The sequence below is a fragment of the Bacillus sp. DE0042 genome, assembly GCF_007680225.1.
GTDB lineage: Bacteria > Bacillota > Bacilli > Bacillales > Bacillaceae_G > Bacillus_A > Bacillus_A wiedmannii.
This window is the reverse complement of the sequence record NZ_VEJP01000036.1, coordinates 1-342: the sequence shown is the minus strand read 5'-3', so window position 1 is coordinate 342 and position 342 is coordinate 1. Positions and strand designations below refer to the sequence as shown.

The window sequence follows — 342 nt, the reverse complement described above, 5'->3', positions numbered from 1 at the left end:
GGTGACCCGTACGGGATTCGAACCCGTGTTACCGCCGTGAAAGGGCGGTGTCTTAACCACTTGACCAACGGGCCAAATATTATAAATCCTATGGCGGAGAGCAAGGGATTCGAACCCTTGATACGCTTGTGACGTATACACGATTTCCAATCGTGCTCCTTCGGCCAACTCGGACAGCTCTCCAATGGCTCCGCAGGTAGGAATCGAACCTACGACCGATCGGTTAACAGCCGATAGCTCTACCGCTGAGCTACTGCGGAATAATATTGCCTGGCAACGTCCTACTCTCACAGGGACAAGGTCCCAACTACCATCGGCGCTAGAGAGCTTAACTTCCGTGTT

Annotated in this window: 3 tRNA genes; all 3 read right to left on the bottom strand. The window is 52.9% G+C overall.

Annotation, left to right across the window (positions count from 1 at the left end):
* Positions 1–2: 2 nt before the first annotated feature.
* Positions 3–74: transfer RNA gene (locus FS802_RS30730), tRNA-Glu, on the bottom strand.
* A 17-nt stretch (positions 75–91) separates the two neighbouring features.
* A tRNA-Ser gene (locus FS802_RS30725) sits at positions 92–183 on the bottom strand.
* Positions 184–185: 2 nt separating this feature from the next.
* Positions 186–260: transfer RNA gene (locus FS802_RS30720), tRNA-Asn, on the bottom strand.
* Between the last annotated feature and the right edge of the window lie 82 nt (positions 261–342).